The sequence below is a fragment of the Paenibacillus rigui genome, assembly GCF_002234615.1.
GTDB lineage: Bacteria > Bacillota > Bacilli > Paenibacillales > NBRC-103111 > Paenibacillus_S > Paenibacillus_S rigui.
This window is the reverse complement of sequence record NZ_NMQW01000026.1, coordinates 1-976: the sequence shown is the minus strand read 5'-3', so window position 1 is coordinate 976 and position 976 is coordinate 1. Positions and strand designations below refer to the sequence as shown.

At 45.1% G+C, this 976-nt stretch carries 1 protein-coding gene; it reads left to right on the top strand.

Going from position 1 to position 976, the window contains the following annotated elements; genetic code table 11:
- Window positions 1-59 precede the first annotated feature (59 nt).
- The coding region (locus CF651_RS18880; protein WP_144029078.1) for an IS256 family transposase at window positions 60-976 on the top strand (917 nt) is incomplete at its 3' end.

The window sequence follows — 976 nt, the reverse complement described above, 5'->3', positions numbered from 1 at the left end:
GTTTGTGTAAACTCCAAAACCTATTAAAATGGAAGTATAAGAAAGGTTGGGGAGAACACGTGGGATTATGGACAAAGCAGCAGCTCCGCGAATTTATCAAAGAAAACAAGTTAGTAACGGCTCAAGATGCCCAAAACGCATTAAAGAATCTATTTGCAGAGACAATTCAAGAAATGCTAGAAGCGGAAATGGATACGCACTTAGGCTATCAAAAGCATGAATTGGAGAACAAAACAACAACAAACAGCCGCAATGGAAAGAGCAAGAAACGCGTTACGAGTGAGTATGGAGAGCAAGAAATCATGGTTCCGCGCGATCGGCAAGGTGAGTTTGAGCCCCTTGTGGTAAAGAAGCATCAGTCGAATGTGACGGGTATTGAGGACCAAATCATAGCCTTATACGCCAAGGGAGTCAGCACCAGAGACATTCAAGATCACCTGGAAAATATGTACGGTATTGAGGTCTCACCAACCCTCATTTCCAACGTAACAAACAAGATCGTTCCACTCATCAAGGAATGGCAAAACCGCCCGCTGCAAGGCGTTTATGCCGTTGTTTTTCTAGATGCCATTCACTTCAAAGTCAAGCAAGACGGGGCTATTGTGAACAAAGCTGCCTACATGGTGATTGGGATTGATCTGGACGGAAGCAAGGATGTGCTGGGTATGTGGATCGGTGAGAATGAGTCTGCAAAGTTCTGGCTAAGTGTCTTAAACGACCTGAAGAATCGCGGCGTACAGGACATCCTCATTACCTGTGTAGATAATCTAACCGGCTTCACACAAGCCATCTCGGCCTGCTATCCGAAGACAGAAATCCAGAAATGCATCATCCATCAAATACGTAACTCGACCCGCTATGTTTCTTACAAAGATTTGAAGAAGGTAACGGCTGATCTGAAGCCCATTTACAAGGCAGCTTCAGAAGAAATGGCACTCGTCGAGCTTGATCGGTTCGAGGAAACCTGGGGAACAAA